14 protein-coding genes and 2 tRNA genes are annotated in these 20,349 nt (G+C 50.4%); 7 read left to right on the top strand and 9 right to left on the bottom strand.

Annotation, left to right across the window (positions count from 1 at the left end; all coding sequences use genetic code 11):
- Nucleotides 1-18 precede the first annotated feature (18 nt).
- The 3 genes from O3276_RS23665 (at nucleotide 19) to O3276_RS23655 (ending at nucleotide 7,046) form a co-directional block, all read left to right on the top strand.
- Nucleotides 19-3,033 (top strand): hypothetical protein, encoded by a 3,015-nt coding sequence (locus tag O3276_RS23665; protein ID WP_269673504.1) that lies wholly within the window; start codon nucleotides 19-21, stop codon nucleotides 3,031-3,033.
- Between the two features lie 31 nt (nucleotides 3,034-3,064).
- Entirely contained in the window at nucleotides 3,065-6,163 is a 3,099-nt protein-coding gene (locus tag O3276_RS23660) for a hypothetical protein (protein ID WP_269673503.1), read from the top strand.
- A 217-nt stretch (nucleotides 6,164-6,380) separates the two neighbouring features.
- The gene (locus tag O3276_RS23655) at nucleotides 6,381-7,046 is read left to right on the top strand and encodes a putative outer membrane beta-barrel protein (RefSeq protein WP_269673502.1); all 666 of its coding nucleotides are present in this window, start codon (nucleotides 6,381-6,383) and stop codon (nucleotides 7,044-7,046) included.
- Between the two features lie 15 nt (nucleotides 7,047-7,061).
- Here the strand turns inward: O3276_RS23655 and O3276_RS23650 are convergent, their stop codons facing one another.
- Both O3276_RS23650 and O3276_RS23645 read right to left on the bottom strand, forming a co-directional pair.
- On the bottom strand, nucleotides 7,062-9,035 hold the full coding sequence (locus O3276_RS23650; protein ID WP_269673501.1) for a DNA topoisomerase III: 1,974 nt from the start codon (nucleotides 9,033-9,035) through the stop codon (nucleotides 7,062-7,064).
- Between the two features lie 85 nt (nucleotides 9,036-9,120).
- On the bottom strand, nucleotides 9,121-10,272 hold the full coding sequence (locus tag O3276_RS23645) for an SPFH domain-containing protein (RefSeq protein ID WP_269673500.1): 1,152 nt from the start codon (nucleotides 10,270-10,272) through the stop codon (nucleotides 9,121-9,123).
- A 91-nt stretch (nucleotides 10,273-10,363) separates the two neighbouring features.
- Here O3276_RS23645 and dgt point away from each other — a divergent pair, with 91 nt between their 5' ends.
- Nucleotides 10,364-11,983, top strand: coding sequence for a dGTPase (dgt, locus tag O3276_RS23640; protein WP_269673499.1), 1,620 nt, complete (start codon nucleotides 10,364-10,366; stop codon nucleotides 11,981-11,983).
- Here the strand turns inward: dgt and O3276_RS23635 are convergent.
- Entirely contained in the window at nucleotides 11,952-12,830 is an 879-nt protein-coding gene (locus tag O3276_RS23635) for a patatin-like phospholipase family protein (RefSeq protein WP_269673498.1), read from the bottom strand. The two genes, dgt and O3276_RS23635, sit on opposite strands and share 32 nt — an antisense overlap.
- Before the next feature lie 186 nt (nucleotides 12,831-13,016).
- Here O3276_RS23635 and O3276_RS23630 point away from each other — a divergent pair, with 186 nt between their 5' ends.
- Nucleotides 13,017-13,877 (top strand): aldo/keto reductase family protein, encoded by an 861-nt coding sequence (locus O3276_RS23630; protein ID WP_269673497.1) that lies wholly within the window; start codon nucleotides 13,017-13,019, stop codon nucleotides 13,875-13,877.
- A gap of 65 nt (nucleotides 13,878-13,942) precedes the next feature.
- Here the strand turns inward: O3276_RS23630 and O3276_RS23625 are convergent.
- The 6 genes from O3276_RS23625 to O3276_RS23600 all read right to left on the bottom strand — a co-directional run bounded on the left by O3276_RS23625 (nucleotide 13,943) and on the right by O3276_RS23600 (nucleotide 16,773).
- Nucleotides 13,943-14,019, bottom strand: a tRNA-Pro gene (locus O3276_RS23625).
- A 202-nt stretch (nucleotides 14,020-14,221) separates the two neighbouring features.
- A tRNA-Pro gene (locus tag O3276_RS23620) sits at nucleotides 14,222-14,298 on the bottom strand.
- Nucleotides 14,299-14,408: 110 nt separating this feature from the next.
- Entirely contained in the window at nucleotides 14,409-14,849 is a 441-nt protein-coding gene (locus O3276_RS23615) for a hypothetical protein (protein WP_269673496.1), read from the bottom strand.
- Nucleotides 14,850-15,027: 178 nt separating this feature from the next.
- On the bottom strand, nucleotides 15,028-15,258 hold the full coding sequence (locus tag O3276_RS23610) for a hypothetical protein (RefSeq protein WP_163370083.1): 231 nt from the start codon (nucleotides 15,256-15,258) through the stop codon (nucleotides 15,028-15,030).
- A gap of 193 nt (nucleotides 15,259-15,451) precedes the next feature.
- Nucleotides 15,452-16,171 (bottom strand): SGNH/GDSL hydrolase family protein, encoded by a 720-nt coding sequence (locus O3276_RS23605; RefSeq protein ID WP_269673495.1) that lies wholly within the window; start codon nucleotides 16,169-16,171, stop codon nucleotides 15,452-15,454.
- A 176-nt stretch (nucleotides 16,172-16,347) separates the two neighbouring features.
- Entirely contained in the window at nucleotides 16,348-16,773 is a 426-nt protein-coding gene (locus tag O3276_RS23600) for a VanZ family protein (RefSeq protein WP_269673494.1), read from the bottom strand.
- 311 nt (nucleotides 16,774-17,084) lie between these two features.
- Between O3276_RS23600 and O3276_RS23595 the strand changes: the two genes are divergently transcribed.
- Complete coding sequence (locus O3276_RS23595; RefSeq protein ID WP_269673493.1) at nucleotides 17,085-18,692, top strand: FAD-binding oxidoreductase; 1,608 nt, start codon at nucleotides 17,085-17,087, stop codon at nucleotides 18,690-18,692.
- Between the two features lie 25 nt (nucleotides 18,693-18,717).
- Nucleotides 18,718-20,340: a glycerol-3-phosphate dehydrogenase/oxidase gene (locus O3276_RS23590; RefSeq protein WP_269673492.1), complete on the top strand. Its 1,623-nt coding sequence runs from the start codon at nucleotides 18,718-18,720 to the stop codon at nucleotides 20,338-20,340.
- Nucleotides 20,341-20,349: the final 9 nt, after the last annotated feature.

The following is a 20,349-nucleotide window of genomic DNA, read 5'->3' as shown; positions in this document are numbered from 1 at the left end:
TCAAACGGCGGTATTTACATGCCAAGTGCACAGGGTTTTATTCTGAAAGCACCCACTTCAACCTGCTTCTACCCAGAGTATGCTGCCTGGGTTGACCAACAAACCGGCCTGGTCTGGGTACCTGCCCATTCCAGAAGTACATTTAACGGTAAAAGAATCTCCAGCCATCAATTCCCTGGCGGCACAGCCACCCTCCCGGATTATGGCAAAAGTATTGAGGATGCCTTTTGGGAAAAAAAACCGGTACAAGGGCGTCAAATCACCACAGCTGCGGTGCTTGGTGCCTATGGCAATGACAGAACGTCGCTCAGAGGAGGCTTCTTCCTGCAAAAACTTTGCTTACAGAACATTCTGCATAACGGTAAAAAAATCACCACGGTTCAGGTCATTCAAGAATTCAATCGGGAGCCGGATCGAAATAATAAGTGCCAGTTAGCGATAGCCCGCTTTAAACAACAATGTTGCCTGAAGGAGTTGGCCCTGAATGGCCGGAAGGTGACACCGGATGAGGTGGTTAAGGATTTTCCGGATAGTCCTGAAGGCAAACTGGGGCTGGCGCGCTTCAGGCAACAATGCTGCCTGAGAGGGCTGCCCCTGAATGGCCGACTGGTCACAACGGATGAGGTGGTTAAAGGTTACCCTGATAGCAAGGAAGGCAAGCTGGGGCTGGCGCGCTTCAAAGCGGATTGTTGCCTGAGGGGCCTGGCGTTAAATGGCCAGCTACTAACAACGGATGCTGTGGTTAAGGAATATCTGGCAATCAATGCTGCACTGGAGCTGGCGCACTTCAAAGAGGAATGTTACCTGAGAGACCTGCCGTTAAGCGGCCGACAGGTCACCTCGGATGAAGTGGTTAAGGCATTCCTGAACAGCCCGGGCGGCAAACTGGGGATGGCGCTCTTCAAGGAAAGATGTTGCCTGAGTGGGCTGGCGTTGAATGGCCAGCAGATCACACCCGATGCGCTGGTCCAGGATTATCAGGCAGCCAGAGGAACACTGGAGTTGGCCCGCTTCAAAGAGGCATGTTGCCTGAGAAGCGTGCCGTTGAATGGCCGACAGGTCACACCCGAAGCGGTGGTGAAGGGTTATCAGGCAGCCAGGGCAACACTGGAGTTAGCCCGGTTCAAAGAGGAATGCTGCCTGAGGGGCCTGGCACTGAATGGCCAGCAGGTCACACCGGATGAGGTGGTTGAGGATTTTCAAACAGCCAAATCAACACTGGAGCTGGCACACTTCAAAACGGAATGTTGCATCAAAGGCCTGGCATTGCATGGCCAGCAGCTGACCCCGGATGAAGTGATTAAGGATTTCCCGGATAGTCCTGAGGGAAGACTGGGAGCCGTGCGCTTCAAAGCAGAATGTTGCCTGAGGGGCTGGCCGTTGAATGGCCAGCAGCTCACACCCGATGCGGTGGTTAAGGATTATCAGGCATTCAAGGCAAAGCTGGAGCTGGGGCGCTTCAAAGCAGAGTGTTGCCTGAGAGGCCTGCTGTTGAATGGCCAGCCGGTCACACCGGACGTCGTCGTGATGGAGTACCCGAACAGTCCGGAAGGGAAACGGGGGATAGCGTACTTCAAGGAACGATGTTGCCTGAGGGGCTTGTCATTGAATGGCCAGTTGATCACACCGGATGAAGTTATTCAGGATTATCAGGCAATCAAAGCAACAATTGAGCTGGTACGCTTCAAAGCGGAATGTTGCCTGAGGGGGCTGGCGTTAAATGGCCAACTGGTTACACCGGATGCGGTGGTTAAGGATTACCAGACAGTCAAGGCACCACTGGAGCTGGCACGCTTCCAAGGGGAGTGTTGCCTGAGGGATTGGCCCTTGAATGGCCAACAGGTCACACTGGATGCGGTGGTTAAGGGCTATCAGACAGCCAAAGCACCACTGGAACTGGTGCACTTCAAAGCGGAATGTTGCCTGAGGGGCCTGACGTTGAATGGCCAGCAGTTCACACCGGATGAGGTGGTCAGGGACTTTGAACGCGGTGGCTGGTTACTCGAAAGAGATTCTTTTTATTCTCGGCTGGCACTGAATGCCAACCTGTTGGACAGCTCCGGGCCTGGCTGCTTGCCCGGTAATGACAAAAGGCACTCAGCCCACCGGATAAATAACGCCGGAACGGTTTTCCCGGACAATCCGGCTACCCGATCACATACGTTAACGCTGAAAACACTGGATATTATTCAGGAAGTCAATGGTTTTTATATTCATCCCGCCATTCTGATTACCGGTTCTTACGCACGCTTTTTACAAAACCTCTGCCCGATATTTAACGATATTGACATTATCTGCACCACAGAAGAGTCTGCCAGTGTACTCTTTGACAAACTGCAGGCACTGCACATCGACAGGAATGAAACCTTCCCCAACAGTATTACCATCCGGCCAATCCCGGGGTGTCAGGCGATCAGACTGCCAAACGGCTACAATATTCGTCTTAAAGATGGTGATTTGGATAGGCAAACAGTGGCGTTTAAGGTGAGTATCGATGACAGGGTGATCCATGAAAATGCAGAACAATTGGCCATTTATGTTCCCGGCGTTAAGAGGCCGGTATGGTTTTTGTCGTTTACTGAAGAAACCAGGTTGCTGAACGATACCCTGAAACACCTCGCAGAGAACCTTGATCCGCTGACGGAACAACTGCAAAACGGGGCCGTGCTTGACTTACCTCGAACCCTTCTTTTTAACAACCCCCAAAACAACAGTGAACGTATTTATGGCTTACTTATGCGCTCCCTGTTTACCCTGAATAAAGCCAGACGTTTTATCACCCTGCACTCGGAAGTCAAACCCACAATACCTGACTGCTACCAGCGTCGGGAAGAACAACGACGCCTTCATACACTTGCTGCAAATCTTCAGGCGAAGCTGTCTGGCCATGTTTGCCGCCATGATTTTGAGCACAGGGTTAATGGCTGGCTATCGACAACTCAGCATATTAATGATTATGAAATCAAGCGGAAGGAATTTATCAAGGAATTGCTCGCCATAATGAATCCTGATCAGGTAAATCCAACGCCATGAACTTTTATCACCGGTAACCAACGCAGAATAGATGGAACCTAATAATGCTCTTGAGGTCAAATCGCAGAATTCAGATGACCAGGGTTTTATTCTGAAAGTAACCGCATCCAACTATCGTTACCCAAAGTCTGCTGCCCGGGCTGACCGACAAACCGGTTCAGGCAGGATGCCTGACTGCTCCACAAGTACATTTAACGGTAAAAGAATCTCCCGCCATCGCAGCCATAGAAGCACAGCCTCCACCATGGATGAGACCAGGCGTATTGAGAATGCCTTTTGGAAAAAAACACCACTACACGGACGTCAAATCACCTCAGCTGATGTGCTTAGAGCCTATGGCAATGATACGACCTCGCTCAGAGGTGGCTTCTTCCTGCAAAGACTCTGCTTACAAAACACTCTGCATAACAATAGAAAAGTAACGCCGGATCAGGTTATTCAGGAATTCAATCGGGAACCAGGTCGAAATAACAAATGCCAACTGGCGATAGCGCGCTTCAAGGCGGAATGCTGCCTGAGGAACCTGACCTTGAATGGCCAACCGGTCAGGACGGATACCGTGGTCAGGGATTTCCCGGATGGTCCGGAAGGCAAACTGGGGGTGGCGCACTTTAAGGAGCAATGTTGCCTGAAAAGCCTGACCCTGAATGGTCAGCAGGTCACAGCGGCTGCGGTAATTCAGGCTTTCCCGGATAGTCCGGAAGGCAGACTGGGGCTGGCACGCTTCAAGGCGGAATGTTGTCTGAAGGGCCTGGCAGTGAATAGCCAGCTACTCACACCGGATGCGGTGGTGAAGAGTTGTCAGGCAGCCAAAGCAACACTGGAACTGGCACGGTTCAAAGAGGAGTGTTGCCTGAAGGGCCTGCTGCTGAATGGTCATCAGATCACACCGGATACGGTGATTGAGAGTTTCCCGGATGACCCGGAAGGCAGACTGGGAATAATGCGCTTTAAGGAACAATGTTGCCTGAGCGGCCTGCTGTTAAATGGCCAGCAGGTGACACCTGATACGGTGGTTAAGGGGTGCCTGGAAATCAATGCAATACTCCCGCTGGCACGCTTCAAAGCGGAATGTTGCCTGAAAGGCCTGGCATTAAATGGCCATCAGGTCACACCGGGTGCGGTGGTTAAGGCTTATCAGGCCGCCAGGGCAACGCTGGAGCTGGCGCGCTTCAAAGCAGAATGTTGCCTGAAAAGCCTGCCGTTGAATGGCCAGCGGGTCACGCCGGATACTGTTGTTAGGGATTTTCAGGCCGCCAGGGCACCACTGGCGCTGGCACGATTTAAGCAACAATGTTGCCTGAGGGGCCTGACGTTGGGAGGCAGGCAGGTCACAGCGGATGAGGTGGTTATGGAGTTCCCGGATAGTCCGGATGGCCAACTGGCCACAGCGCGCTTCAAGGCCGAATGTTGCCTGAGAGGCCTGCCATTGAATGGCCGACAGGTGACACCGGAAGCGGTGATCCGGGATTATGAAAGTGGTAATTGGTTGCTCGAAAGAGCGACTTTCTACTCTCTGCTGGCATTGAATGCCAGAAAATTGCATGGCAACTACCTGGATAACCGGCAGGTATTAGCAGCGTTTGATGCAGCACCCGGGGACCATTCTTCAGGGCAAACCAAGTATCTGATTAAAAAGCTGAGACAATCTCATAAGTGCGATGAAACCAGTGAAGCCCAGGATATCATGCAAAAGGCCTGGCAAATCTTAAACAGCGTACCGGTCAAAGATGAGCAGCAACGACTGCAATGCACATTGAAATTCATAGCGATGCAGAATGAATTGACCATTGATCATCAGAGAGTGTCAGCACAACAGGTATCGCAATCCATCAAAACACTGAAGCGCTCATTTCAGAACGCACGCCTGCATTTTTTCTTCCTGGCGTACTGCTATGTCAGGGGCCAGCCTGTTGATGGACGACAAATCCACAGGCATCAGGTTCTGGAGTGCCTCCAGAATTTTCATAAAAGAAGCAACTGGCAGCATGCTTTAGGCCGCTGGTTTGAACAATACAGTCCTGAAGTCAATATAATGGATAATTTATTGTTTGAACGAACAAACACGGTAGAGGTATCCGTTGCCAGTCCCGGAAAGGAATGCCAACGCCCTTATCAGGTCAGGGAATACCGGGATGAAACAGAAAATACCTGCGCCACCCGGGCAGTGACCGCCAGTGCGGCTCAAACTATGGAGCCACCGTTAACAACAGGCGGATCGGATGTTCCGGACAAGTCGACCCGACGGTTAACTCCGCTAACGCTGAAAGTGCTGGAAATTATTCAGGAAATCAATGGTTCTTATAACGATCCAGCCATTCTGATTACCGGTTCTTACGCCCGTTTTTTACAGAACCTCTGCTCAGTATTTAATGATATTGACATTATCTGCACGACAGAAAAATCAACCAGAACACTCCTTGCCAAGCTGCAGGCGCTAAACACCGACAGGGATTCAGACATCCCCAAAAGCATCATCATCTCACCAGTCCCGGGATGTCCGGCGATTCAACTGCCAGGTGCCTATAATATTGACCTTGAAGATGGTGATCTGGCGACCAGGGCATTGGGGTTTCAGGTCAGTGTTGACAACAGGGCAGCCCAAAATACAACAGGATTGGCCATTGAGGTTCCCGGCGTTGCCAGGTCGGTATGGTGTTTGTCGTTTGCTGAAGAAACCCGATTGCTCAATGATACGCTGGAATACCTCGCTGAGAACCTTGTTCCATTGACAGAGCAATTGCAAAACGGGCCGGTATTTGACATCCCCCGCACCCTTCTTTTTAACAGCCCCCAAAATACCGATGAACGTATTTATGGTTTGCTGTTACGCTGCCTGCTTACCCTGAATAAAGCCAGACAGTTTATCGCTCTGCACTCTGCAGGCAGACCCGGTAAAACTGACGGTTCGACCACCGAGCTTGAACAACAACGCCTGCATGCACTGACTGAGCATCTGCAAATGAAATTGACCGGCCATGTTTGCCGTCATGATTTTGAGCAAAGGGTTAACGACTTGCTATCAACAGCTCCACAGGTTAATGGCTACCAAATCAAAAGGAAGGCATTTATTACCACACTGCTTGAGATGATGCATCCTGAAGAAGATCGAATAAACTCAGCTCGATGAACTTTTTGAAAAAATAACACTCTAAAGATCGTAGTGGCAGGTATATCTCTTACCACGTCTCCCCTATTAAGTAGCTGGCCATATGGAATCATATATTTCTGGCTACTTGGGCAGGTGCTATGCGAGGCACAACGGAGGGAGCATAGCCGTAGCTATGTGACCGGAGTTGTAACGAAGCAGAGTGCCTGAACAAGGAGTCAGAAATATATGATTTCATATGGTTAGCTACTTAACTGACTACTCTCCCGGCAAACCAGGGATTAAACCGATGACCTTTCGCATATTATTAATCTCATTACTGTTTTCCAGTTCAGCTATGGCATTCGCAGGTAATGACTATAACTATACATTTATTAATACCGGCTTTGGTTACAATAATCAGAATCAGGGCACGCAAAACTTCGATGGAACCACCTGGTTCGTCAATGGTGCCTATAAAGTCCCATCCATACCCGTCATCCTGAACGCAGGATACGCCTACGGCCGCATTGATAAAGACGATATTGCCAGTAATGTCGAGATTGATGGCAGCTCCTACTTTGCCGGAGCCAGCCTGTTATTAAAGCCAACGGACAGATTCCATGTCATTCCATCGGTCACCAGTGGCCGACTCAGAAACGGCCTGTCTGTGGATGCGGATGAGATAAAGGATAAAGTCACAGCCTACACAGCGTCGGTCAGCGCCCGTTATCACCTGGAACAAGGCCTCTGGCTGAATTCCGGCTATATTCAGCAATACTATGACCGGGACGAAGATGACAATACCGGCTTCTTCACTGCCGGAGCAGAATATCAAGTGGATAATGAGTGGGCATTCGGCCTGAATTATCGCGGCAATTCTGACCAGTACACCACCCAGTTTTTTGTGAAACTCTTTTTCTGAGTATTACATTCGGAACTAACTCCGGGCCGGACTCCGTTTCTTCCGACGACTGCCAGCACTTTTTGCTTTGCCCTTTCGTTTAAACGGCTGGTTCGAAGGGGCAGGCAATCCGGCAACAGAGGGTAAGCCATCGTTCATGGTTTGCATCAATAACGCTCTCAGCTCCTGATCAAGCCCGCCCATAAAGGCACCGTAGCTGCCTTTTCGCTCAACAATGTCATTCAGCGAGGCTTCCCAGCGTGCGGTCATATCAGGCGTGGTCACTCTTTCCGGTAATGCGTTGACCAGGGCTCTGCCGGTGGCTGTTGCATGAATATTTCGGCCTTTGCGCTCCAGGAACTGGCGCTTGAACAAGAGTTCAATAATGCTGGCCCGGGTTGCCTCGGTGCCCAGGCCATCGGTTTCACGGAGAATCTTGCGAATGTCTTTATCCTGAACAAATCGGGCGATGCCCGTCATGGCCGATAGGAGTGTTGCATCATTAAATGGTTTGGGGGGGTGTGTCATTTTTTCCTTCAGCTCGGCTTCAGGACAATCAAGCACATCACCTTTGGCCAGCTCAGGTAAAAAAGTGCTCTCTTCATTATTTTCACCATTTTCATCACCGGCGGAACGCTGATGACTTTTGCCCGAATTCATCAGAACCTTCCACCCTTCCTCGACAGTCTGGCGGCTTCCGGCCCGGAAAAGGCCTCTTTCTATGTCGATATCGACGACTCTTTTTCTGAAGGTATGATCAGGATAAAACTGCGCAACATATTGCCTGGCAATTAATCCATACAACTTGCGATCCAGTTCAGACAGTCGTTCAAGGTCCGTTCTCAGGGAGGTAGGAATAATCCCGTGGTGCGCCCCAACTTTTTTATCATTCCAGGCACTGGTTTTCCTTTCCGGTAATGCCTGGTCCACCGCCTTCCCCAGCGAAGAGACATTGTGGCGAATCGTTGCCAACACTTCAGGTGCCTGGGACAAGTGCTCTTCGGGCAGATAGCGACAGTCTGAACGGGGGTAAGTAATCAGTTTCTGCTCATAAAGACGCTGACAGCTATCAAGCACCGTCTTGGCATCCATACGCAGCTGCCTGGCAGCATCTATCTGCAGTGCCGACAACGAGTAGGGTAATGGCGGGGGTTCTTTGCCACGCTTATCTTCGACGCGTTTTACTGTCCCCTGCTTGCCGGTAATACGGTCCACCACATTCTGCGCCAGACGCCGATCCAGCACTCGTCCTTCCTCATCCATCCAGTTCTGGCAGGCTTCGCTGGGTAGCCATTTGGCTTTGAAGGTTTCCTCTTTTGCCGTTAACAAGGTGGCAAAAACCTCAAAGTAAGGCTTAGGCTGAAAGTGCTCAATTTCGGCATCACGTCGAGCGACAAGACCCAGAATCGGTGTCTGCACCCGGCCGATAGAGAGCAGCCCATTAAAGCCAACCTTCCGGCCAAGCAATGTGCAGGCGCGGGTCAGGTTAATACCGTAAAGCCAGTCTGCCCGGGAACGAGCCAGGGCAGAAACCGCCAGCGGCACAAACTCCTGGTTGGACCGCATCCGCCCAAGGGCCTGGGAAACGGCAGAAGGGTTCAGATCGCTGATTAATAAACGACGAACATCTTTTTTACGCTGGGCAGAGAGCTTCAGATAGTCCAGCACCTCATCCACCAGCAATTGGCCTTCACGATCAGGGTCACCGGCATTGACAATAATATCAGCCCGTTTAAGCAGCTTATTGATCACGGATAACTGCCCACGCCCTCCCTTCCGGGGCCTCAGCTTCCATTGCATGGGAACAATAGGCAGGTGCTCAAGCTTCCATGTTTTGAAGGCCGGATCATAGGCATCCGGCTCCTCCTGCTCAAGCAGGTGACCTATGCACCAGGTCACCACATCTCCTGACGCAGACTCGATATAGCCTTCCTGTTTTTTCAGGGGCTTTTTCAAAACATCGGCAATGGCTCGCCCAAGGCTGGGCTTTTCGGCGATAAATAACCGCATTCAAAAACAATCCGGCTGATAATGACTAAAATACTGTTTTTTTATACAGCATAACTCACCATTTGGCGAGCATTCATCCGTTTTCTTACCAGCCCAGGTAGAGTCGGCTGTTGTTATTTTTCCAAAGGTGTTTCGAGTCTTGCATCTGTTGATACAGCTTTTCCTTACTCCTTTCCTGATCCGGCACCGGATCAACCAATCTTGGTAGCAGATTCCGGTTCACCTCTGTTACAACATCAGAAGTATGCACTGGCACGGTATTAACACCCACCTCCGCCATAGGTTCTAAACTTGAATCCCGACCGTTTTCTGAAGGCCCGGCATCTTCACCATCAGATTCCTGACCATTAATAAATGGCTCCTCAGCCCAAGAAAATGATAGATCTTCCTGAGGTACCTCATAATCCCTCTGCCCGGTGTCATCGGTGTTTACTTCCTCTGCGGGGCTGAGTACACCGGCAATCTCGTCTTCAGCAACTGAAGCAGAGGGTTCCGGAACTATGGCTGAATGCTCTTCCAAAACAGGCTCCGGGTAAGGTTCATCATCAGGTTGTCTGACAGAGCCACAGAGGCGATTAATGGCTTCTTGCTCATTTTCCAGCGTGTAGAAAACCTCATAAGGCGGTTCGCAAGTTATCGGGGGTTGGGGCTTGTGATCTGTATGACCAACATGATTGTCAATAATGACATCCGGAACCCGGGGGTATTCAATGTCAAGGTGACAAATCGAGATTCCGGTGCCTTTATCCCTCTGCCCCTTTGCCAGATAACGGCCCAGAATCGCCTTAAATGGTATCAATTCATCAAAGTAAACCGCTTCAGCGTTCAGCGCCCTGCATAAATGAGCAACCCCCGGTTTCACAGGATCTGTAATAGCGGGTTTGATAAAATCAAGCCCATAGCCTTTAACCAGACTCAATACATGTTGTTCATGTACCTGATAACGAACGGTGATTTGGGGAAAGGTGATGATTATCCCATCGGCAGTAATACAGAGAATATCCGTAACAGCCGCCGTCTCAGGCACAATGCTGATAACAAACCCTTCATCAGAAGGCCAGACTGGATAAACACCGGCAGGATAGACATCCTCATAAAATTGGCTTCCATTCCTGAATACCCCCACGTTTCCCTCCGGAACTTTGTAGAGAAATGGAATATAAGAATAGAGATCATAGGCTTCAGCTTTTTCACCCGGAAAGAGTAAGAAAGAAAGAAACACAAATAACATTATCATTCGTTTCTCTTCCACAATTTAACTCCAGGTTCAAATAAAGACTTATCAGGGAGCAGTAGTTATAGCAAAGCAATGAACCGTCAAGACAAAATTGAAAACAAAAAAAGTAAAAAGCCAATCAGCAGGCTTGCATCCGGATAGTCATGCCCGGCCACTGATCAACGAGGCAAATCATGCCACTCACCGATCAGCCGAAAGATATGGTAATCTGAATTCTTCCCAACTCCCGGTTACCAAGTCTATGGCACCTCTGGATTACCTCAAGAAACTCACCTGCGATCGCCCTGAGCCGGTCACCTGCGCCCGGCCAGAGGATCTGATTACCGAGACCGAGAGTAACCGGGGTCGTATTATTCAATCAGCGGCCCTGCGCAGGCTTCAGCAGAAAACCCAGGTCTACCCACTGGAAACCAATGCAGCCGTCCGCAGTCGTCTTACCCACTCACTGGAAGTTCAGCAAACGGGCCGCTATCTGGCCAAAACTATTCTGGATCAACTAAAACAACATGGGGAGCTGGCAAAACTTGGTCTTGAAGGTATCGAAACGGCCTTTACCAATCTGGTAGAAATGTCCTGCCTGCTACACGACGTAGGTAACCCACCTTTTGGCCATTTTGGGGAAGCCGCGTTCAGCCGCTGGGTTCAGGATCATGGTGAAGCCTGCCATCACAAGGCCATGGCCAGACAATCCGCCGTCAATGGCCAAACCGGTCACTCAGAGCTTTTCTACCAGGTACTGTTACCGGATTTGTCCGTCTTTGAAGGCAACGCCCAGGGGCTGCGCATCATTCACAGCCTGCAGACACTCAACCTGACCTGGTCACAGCTGGCCGCCACCATCAAATACACCCGGGCACCTTATCAGAATCCGACCAGCGGATTTGCTTACCGTCAGAAAAAGCCCGGCTTCTACTACTCAGAACAGCGCCTTATCCAGGACATCTGGAAACATCTTGCGATACAGGAGAACTGTCGCTTTCCACTGGTCTACATCATGGAGGCAGCAGACGATATCTCTTACTGCATTGCCGATCTGGAAGATGCTGTTGATAAGGGCATTCTGTCATTCAGGGGCCTGAGCTTCTGGCTGAAAGAAGTGTGGCAGGAGTTCACCGGCAAAAAGAGCCAATACCTGCCGGATATCATTAAAACCGCAGAACATGTTGCCAAAGACAACCCACAGAACTTTATTCGCCATTTACGCTCACAGCTGGTCCGGGACCTGGTCAGCTATGCTGCCAACCGATACCTGCAGAAGCATACGGAAGTTTTTCATGGGACGCTGGATGAACCATTAATTGATGGCGGCTCAGACCAGCATCTGGCACTGAAAACACTGAAAACCGTCGCCATACGACATGTGTTCAGTAGTCAGGAAAAAGAAACACCGGAACTGCGCGGATATGCCGCTCTGATGGGCTTGCTCGATATCTATCGCCCAATCCTGGAACTCCCCGGCACCGCATTCGCAAACCTCGATAATCTGGATGATGGCGAACACTTTATCGAGCATCGACTCAATCACCGCCTGTCCCGGAAGTATAAAGCAGCCTATGTTCGGGCTGTGCATCAAATGCGTCAGGAACAGCATTCTCCCGCTGAACAGAACGATCTTGAATGGTATTTCCGAACGAGACTGATTCTGGACTATGTAGGTGGCATGACTGACCACTTCGTACTTACGGAGTATCAGAGCCTATCGGCAATTTAAACCATGAGGAACGCTTTTGCGTTCCTCCTTTCATGGTCTTCAGCCATTGGGCTCCTTCGTTCTCGAAGTATTTTCTGCTGGAATGGTAGCCCATGTCATAGATAGACCGTAGCTGATCCGGCTTCACCATAAAAGCGCTGCAGTCCTCGATACCCTCCGGTGCCAATGACACCTCCGGCAAGTTGATATTGGAAAACTGCCGGGCAGAACTGTAAATCTGAAATACCCTGTCCAGTACATCAAAGGTGTTGGCGAAATGCTCACAGGGCCTGGACATAACCGGAGCAAGATACATCCCGATATGATGACGACACTGGTCGTGAATCAGGTCTGAAGGATAGTTATTGATAATCCCGCCATCGGCATAGACGGTCCCCTGCCATTTAACCGGGGTGAACATGCCCGGATAAGCGGACGATGCCGTTAAAGCATTAATCAGTGGACCACTGTTAAATACCGTCTGCTGCGCTCTGTTCAAATCAGTAGCAACCACATACAGAGGTTTTTTCAATGATTCAAAACTATCTTCCGGGAAATAAGCCTGAAAATTTTTCGCGATCTTCTCTGAGTCAATCAATCCGAGTGCATTGAACGACAGGTTTCTAAAGCTGAACATTCGGGTCGAGACAAAGAAGTCCAGAATCTCGGCCGGTGCATATCCGGCGCTGTGCAGAGCACCGACCATCGCACCACCGCTGGCACCGGAAATAATATCCGGTTCGATTCCATGCTCGTTCAGGTACTGCAGCAACCCAATCTGAGCCATGCATTTTGCTCCGCCACCGGACAGGGTCAGGCCCAGCCGATAGGGTTTGCTTTTAAAAAGCTCTGTCGTGAACATGCTCATAGATTGAAAGCGCCACCTCTGGAAAGTAACGTTGCTTGCAAAAAAACCTGAAGCAGCCTCCTGGCCCTCGGAAAGTTTCTACCCGAGCCGACATTATGTCATGAGCGCCGCTCTGGGCTAAAGTAAATCTCAACTGAATCCAGACAAGTCATAATATCGCCAATAATTTCCAGGGGAGGCAAGGAGATGACCGAACAACCGGAAACCAATCCGTTTACGCTGCACGATACCCGTATTCCCCGTTTTATCTATGGCACGGCCTGGAAAGAACAGACCACCTCTGAGCTGACACTGAAAGCCCTGAATAACGGTTTCACAGCCATAGACACCGCCAATCAGCGCAAACATTATTTTGAGCAAGGGGTTGGGGAAGCTCTGCAGAACTTTTACCAAACCAGTGGCCAGTGCCGTGAAGACCTCTTCCTGCAAACAAAATTCACCTACGCTGAAGGACAGGACAACCGTCTGCCCTACCATCCTGAAGCCGATACCAAAACCCAGGTTGAGCAGTCCCTTCTCTCATCATTGGAGCACTTGAACACGGATTACCTTGATGCTTATCTGCTGCATGGTCCATCCCGGTCACATGGACTCAGTGACCGGGACTTTGCCGTCTGGGAAGCAATGGAAGGCTTCCACCGGTCCGGCCAAATCAAACTTCTGGGGGTTAGCAATGTAAATCACCAACAGCTGGAGCTCCTGAACCACCATGCGACGATCAAACCCATGCTGGTGCAGAACCGTTGCTTTGCCAGAACCGGATGGGACGCCAATATCCGTGCGCTATGCCATCGACATAACATTCTTTACCAGGGGTTTTCGTTACTGACAGCCAACACCCAACTGCTGGCAATGCCTGATTTTCAGACCATTATGAAGAGGACAGGATTAACCGGACCACAGGTCATTTTTCAGGCAGCATTAAAAATGGGGATGATTGTCTTAACAGGCACCAGTGATACAAAACACATGCAACAGGATCTGAATTGTTTGCAGACGCCACTGACGGATGATGAAGTGAATATGATAGAACAACTGATGGCTTAAAATTCAGGCGACATCTCTGAAAATAAAAAAAAGCCAGCATGATGCTGGCCAATAAAAAACAAATCTGGTCGGGGTAGAGAGATTCGAACTCCCGACATCCTGCTCCCAAAGCAGGCGCGCTACCAGACTGCGCTATACCCCGAGATTCATAACCAGGTTATGAATAAAAACAGTGTTCCGGACATCATGAACAGTGATACTTCCTGAAACACCGTCATACCGGAACGGTTGATACTTTAGCAAACCAACCATCTTTTTACAGTGGTGATTTCCGCAAATTAGCTGCGGAATATACTTCAGGCAACAAAAAAGCCCATACTCAAGAGCATGGGCTTTACCTGATCTGGTCGGGGTAGAGAGATTCGAACTCCCGACATCCTGCTCCCAAAGCAGGCGCGCTACCAGACTGCGCTATACCCCGTTAACTCACCGCTGCTTCAACCGACGTTGCGCTGAGCCAGTGGAGGCGTATTATCCCTATTTTCCGAACGCCGTCAACTGCCATCGAGGTTTTTATGGTCAATTTAATAACTATGGCTCCCAGTCATATTTATCAATGCTATTGATGGTCAGGCCAGCATCAATATCACCATTCAGAGAGACATCCACGGAATAATTAACCAGACGACCCTGCACACCTCCGATAACCAGCAGAGACTGTCCCTGAAAATCATAGCCAACGCCTAACTCCGCCTGCCAGTCAATCTCACCCCGAACACCTTTCAGCAGGAACTTATCAAAGCCATCGGTGAAGTGATAAGAGAGGGAAAGGTCAACACCGGTTACATCCTTAATACCATCCACATCGACGCTGCGAACTCCGACGATGGCTGAGGGTATCCAGCCATGCTTTACGGTCCAGCCCAACCCGGCGTAGACATGGTTATCATTCTGGGCTGCAGCCGCAGTATTGGTTTGCAACAATGCTGTTGCCATAATAGCCGTTATCAAGCCTTTTATTGTCCGGGACATGTTGCTACCCCCTTTTTTTCAGGCAATATATATTTGCTTATACGCACTTTCAACTCTACCTGACTGGTAAAAATTAGCAATGCAACGCAAGAGCTGAAGATTTGTGGCGAAATGGTTTTTCTTTCTCCCGGAAAAAGGTTGCCATCCATAGCAAACACTGCATTCCCTGAAAAAAAACTCAGTGTGATTCGCTTATAGCCAACACCGGGCATTGATCACCGGCATCAATGGCAGCGGGCTGATAGTACTGACGCTCAAGCCAGTCTAATGCTTCCTGAAATGCAAGGTCGCCGTAGTCTGAATAGCTAAAACGACGAGTTTCGTGTATTTTGGAACAATCGGGTTTTACCAGATGCGCCTGCCAACCTGCCTGCCCATCTCTGAGCGTATATTTCTCAATTCTCAACATTGCGGATGATAGTTTCCGTTCTTTATTCTGACTGTGCACGATCACTTTTATTGGTGTTGTTAATGCTATCGGCAGATTAACACTGAAAAGATGACAAAATCGTGACGGTCAATGACCAATCAACAGGCTGATTATTAAACAAATTATCAATACGCATATTGATACGTATCAATACTTAGTGATTAATTAGTCGTTAAACCCTGTCGCTCCGGGTATCTATTATCTTGTCCGCAATGATTCCTCCCCAGACCTGACACCCCGACTCATTAGGGTGATAACCATCTTCCGCCATCAACGAGGCGTCAGGATTCGTGTCACTGTGGATATACGTCCACCCCTTCTGTCGGCAGAGCTTCTGCAACTGCCTGTCCAGCAAGTAGGCCTTTGCTCCCAATAACCAGCTTAACGGCGCTGGAATCAGGGGAAACCGGTTGATCTTTGGAATTGAGGTGATAAATACCTTGGTATTGTCGGAAGCAAAGCGATGGCCACACGCCTGCACATGTTTATTGAATTCCGAGCCTGAGGTAAATCTGGTCGTATCATTGACGCCAAAGCTGATGATCAACAGATCCGGTTCTTTAATGGTCGCCTCAAAGGTTAATGAGTCGAACACTCTGGCACCATTTTTTGCCAGTATTTCCCAATCAAACTCCACACCCCGATCCTGAGTCAGGTTCCTGATAACCTGGTGGGTCAGCCCCTGTCTTATCTCTGCCACCCCCACCCCGGCGACAGGGCTTTCACCCACATGAACAATGGAAAAATCCGAGCCTCTGGCCTGCAGCCGTTTACCACTGGCCTCGGGCAAACGAAGTGCACTTCTCTTTACATGAACGCCCTGGCAGATTGCGATAGAAAGAAGCAACAGACAACATAAAACAGTGCTTACCAATCCAATAAGTTCAAACATCAAAATAGCCGTTGTGCATTTTTATTGTTGATTCATTTAAACAGATGCCCGGTGATTTTGCAGACTTTACATCAGGAAAACAATGGCAAATCCATGCTGACCAGAGCCTTGTCAGCTTCTGGTCATAGAAACAGGTGACTGGCCCTGCTTAAGGACCAGGCTCACTTTCTCGATGGCTAAAGGTTAAACAACACACTCATACATTCAGGCCAGGGCTGGCAGCCACCTTCAGAGGCGACCAATGCAGGGATTCCGAGACTGATCCCCAGATAAAGCCCGATACCCACCCCATTGGCAATAATATCGCCAAAACTGAAACGGCGATAACGGGTCATGTGCTGACAGACCTCGATAAACACGCCAAACGCCATCAGCCCTGCCGGTTTCCACCAGCAGACGCTGGCCGCTGGAAATGCCAGATCGATCAGCAGAGACAGCACCATAAAGGTGAGCACATGTTTCACCTTATCATTGATAAAACGGGTGGGGTCCCATTTGCCAGGTATCAATGACATAAACAGGGCAAAGGCCAGGGCACACAAAGAGAGGATTTGCCAGGTTGAAGGGGGAGTTGCCTGAAGTGCGGTAATCAGTTCATTCATTGGATGGCCCTGAGTTAGAGGTTGTTACAGGTCATCGGCAAATGGGCGTTGGGGTTGATGGCGCTTAACATTCCTGTTTAAGGCGGGCATTAAGCTTACCCCTCCACTCAATCATAAACATTGGAGACTTTGCCATTAACGATATTGTACGGTTTGCTCCCCAGAGGCTGATTGTTGAAATATAACAACCCAACTTGCTACATTAGCAACTCTAAAAACAGACACCGTCGTCAGTTTATAAGCGTTGGCTGCTTCCTGGTTCTACATGGCAGTTATGCGCATTAGCAGAATAAAAAGAACAGAGGTAGTCCATGCGCCGTTGGAATGGCTGGGGTGATGAGAGTTACGTTAAGGAAGTCTCCGACCATGGAGATGCATTGATTCGCCGTATTATCGGTGAACCGACCCCCTTGAAAGATGCCACTCTGGAGAGCGTGATAGCCAGGGTACCGCCATCCCGTCTGCCTGAACATCCACTGATTGTCACTGCTGCAGAAGATCGGGTTCGCCATGCCCGTGGCCAGAGCTTTCCGGACTGGCTGGCCATGCGCAGTGGTGATTTTGGGGTTTTCCCGGACGGTGTCGCCTATCCGGAAACCAGTGCACAGGTTCGCGAACTTCTTGCCCTTGCGGTCCAACACGATTTTATTGTGATTCCCTATGGCGGCGGGACATCCGTTGCCGGTCACATCACCCCACAGAAAAATACCAGAGCCATTTTGACCATTGATATGGGTCACATGAACCAATTAATGGATCTGAATGAAGAGAGCCAGATTGCCACCTTTGGTGCAGGGACTCCCGGACCACAGGTTGAAGCACAGCTACAGGCACGGGGTTATACCCTTGGGCACTACCCCCAATCCTGGGAACTGTCCACCATTGGCGGCTGGATCGCCTCCCGCTCTTCAGGCCAACAGTCACTCCGTTACGGCCGTATTGAACAGATGTTTGCCGGTGGTCGTATGGAAACCCTGCAGGGCACACTGGATATTCCTTCGATTCCCGCCTCTTCCGCCGGGCCGGACATTCGTGAGCTCACCATGGGCACCGAAGGCCGCCTGGGTATCTTTACCGAAGTGAAAGTTCGCGTACAACGTGCAGCAGAAGAAGAAAAGTTTATGGTCTGCTTTATGCCAAACTGGCAGGCAGGTAAAGCCGTCGCCCGGGAAGTTGCACAGCAGAAGATCCCGCTCTCCATGATGCGGGTCAGCAACGCTAAAGAGGCCCGTGCCCACGCTCATCTTGGTACTTCACTGACACAGTTCAAACTGCTGGATGGCTATCTGCGTTTTCGCGGGCTGGACGACAATCGCTGCATGCTGACCTTTGGCGTGACCGGCTCTGAATACCAAAATAAAGTAGCCCTGAAACAGCTGGGCAAGATTCTGAAAAAACATGGCGGTGTTGGTGGTACACTGGCCAATATCATGGGCACCATCTGGGCCCATGGCCGTTTCAAATTCCCCTATCTGCGGGAAACCACCTGGGCCCGGGGCATAGCAGTTGATACACTGGAGACCTCCACCGATTGGGAAAATGTGGACAGCCTGATGCATCAGATGGAAGCGAGCCTGGAAAACGCCTTAAAGGATGAAGGGGAAAATGTCATGGCATTCACTCACCTCTCCCATATCTACGGTCAGGGGTCGAGTATCTATACCACCTATTTCTTCCGCTGCGCTGACAGCTACGAAGCCACTCTGGCACGCTGGAAAAAGCTGAAGGCCAAAACCTCTGAAGTGATTGCCCAAGGCTATGCCACCATTTCCCACCAGCATGGCACTGGCCGTGACCACGCGCCTTATATGCTGGCAGAAAAAGGTGAGCTGGGGATGCGGATGATTGCCACCCTGGTGCATGACTTTGACCCGGACAAACGACTGAACCCCGGCGTGCTACTCCAGGACAGCGAATAAGTTGAATTAATCAGGTACCCAACCCATGCGGCAGAAATCCTGGCAGACAGGTAACCGGAATCAGTTACTGGAAGCGTTAAAACACAATACTGACAAGGAATGGGATATCGTTGTGGCCGGTGGCGGCATCACCGGTGCTGGCATTGCCCGTGAAGCGGCACGCCGGGGCCTGAAGGTGCTGCTGGTTGATCGTCAGGATTTCGCCTGGGGAAGCTCCAGCCGTTCATCAAAAATGATCCATGGCGGCCTACGCTACATCGCTTCCGGCGATATCAAAACCACCATGCACTCAGTTTCCGAACGGGAACGCCTGATGAAAGAGGCTCCCGGCCTTGTTGATCAAATGGGCTATCTGATGACCCATTACAAAGGTGGTTTTCCGGGGCCGCTGGTGTTTAATATTCTGCTGCGTATTTATGATTTTTTTGCCGGTAAGCGTTACCGCAAGTTTCATAAATTACACGACGTTGAAAACCTGAGCCCGCTCATTAATGCGCACAACCTGCTCGGTGCCACCCAGTTTGCCGATGCCATTACCGATGACTCACGCCTGGTTATCCGGGTTTTGCGCGAAGCTCAGAAAGACGGTGCTACGGTAATAAATTATGTTGGTGTCGATGCGCTGATTAACAACAATGGCCAGGTGACGGGTGCTCAACTGAAGGATACCGAAACCGGTCAGATAATGCCGGTGAAAGCCAAAGTGGTGATCAATGCCACAGGTGCCTGGGGGGATAAACTTCGAGGTGAGATGACCTCAGAGCAGCATATTCGCCCTGCCCGTGGCAGCCATATTGTCGTACCTGGCTGGCGACTGCCGGTGGCTCAGTCATACACCGCCATGCACCCGGATGATAAACGACCCATATTTATTTACCCTTGGGAAGGCAGAACCGTGGTCGGGACAACCGACCTGGACAACGGCACTATTGGCAACCATGAAGTAGCCATGACCCGTGATGAACTGGAATACCTGATGAAAGCCGCCTGTTCCCAGTTCCCGAAAGCCGGGTTAACCGAACAGGATATTATCTCTTCATGGGCCGGTGTACGCCCGCTGGTCAGCTCCGGGACACTGAACCCGTCGAAAGAAAAACGTGACCACAGTATCTGGAACGATAACGGGCTGGTGACCGTCAGTGGCGGCAAACTGACCACCTTCCGGCTGATTGCCCTGGATGTTTTAAAAGCAGCTGAAGAGTACCTGCCCGGTGTTGATTTCAGTGATTCTGGCGCGGAGATGTTTACTCAATACGAGCCTGATAGTTCTCTGTTTAACCAGCTGCCGGACTATTTAAAGAAACGTATCCGGGGCCATTACGGAATGGACGCTGATCGTTTACTGGCACAGACCCAACCCGATGAACAGGACGTTATTCCCGGTGCCCGTGCCCTCTGGGCCGAGTTGCGCTGGTCGGCCGGCAATGAAGCCGTTGTGCACCTGGATGATCTTCTACTCCGCCGTACCCGCCTGGGCTTGCTGCTGGAACAGGGAGGCCTGATTTTTGCCGACAGAATCAAGGCCATCTGCCAGGAAGAACTGGATTGGAGTGAGCAGCAGTGGCAACAGGAAGTCACCCGTTATCAATCCATCTGGAACACTTATTACAGTGTTCCGAAACGGCGCAAGAACGCTGATACTCGATAATAAGAAACA

Origin of the sequence: Endozoicomonas sp. GU-1, assembly GCF_027366395.1 — a bacterium.
Lineage (GTDB): Bacteria > Pseudomonadota > Gammaproteobacteria > Pseudomonadales > Endozoicomonadaceae > Endozoicomonas.
The sequence above is the reverse complement of the archived record's forward strand: the minus strand, read 5'-3'. Positions and strand labels throughout refer to the sequence as shown.